1 protein-coding gene is annotated in these 455 nt (G+C 69.2%); it reads left to right on the plus strand.

All coding sequences use genetic code 11. The annotated features are described in order from the left end of the window. Window positions 1-455 (plus strand): ATP-binding protein (locus ACW69E_RS27755; protein WP_457501036.1); only part of this gene is annotated, 455 nt, incomplete at both ends.

The following is a 455-nucleotide window of genomic DNA, read 5'->3' on the forward strand; positions in this document are numbered from 1 at the left end:
TCCGCGGGTGTCGCGTTCCTCGGCGCTGGCGTCCAAGGCCACCGGTTTCCCGATCGCCAAGATCGCCGCCAGGCTGGCCGTGGGCTACACCCTCGACGAGATCCCCAACGACATCACCGAGCAGACCCCGGCCTCCTTCGAGCCCACGCTCGACTATGTGGTGGTCAAGGTCCCGCGCTTCGCGTTCGAGAAGTTCCCGGCCGCCGACTCCACCCTCACCACCACGATGAAGTCGGTGGGTGAGGCGATGGCCATCGGCCGCAACTTCCCCGAGGCTCTTCAGAAGGCGCTGCGGTCGCTGGAGAAGACCGGCAGCCAGTTCGACTTCACCGGCGAGCCGGGCGACAAGGGCGAGCTGCTGCGTGAGGCGGCCCGTCCCACCGACGGCCGGATCAACACGGTCATGGCCGCCATCCGGGCCGGCGCCACCCCCGAGGAGGTCTTCGCCGCCACCA

Source organism: Streptomyces sp. SS8, assembly GCF_054072955.1.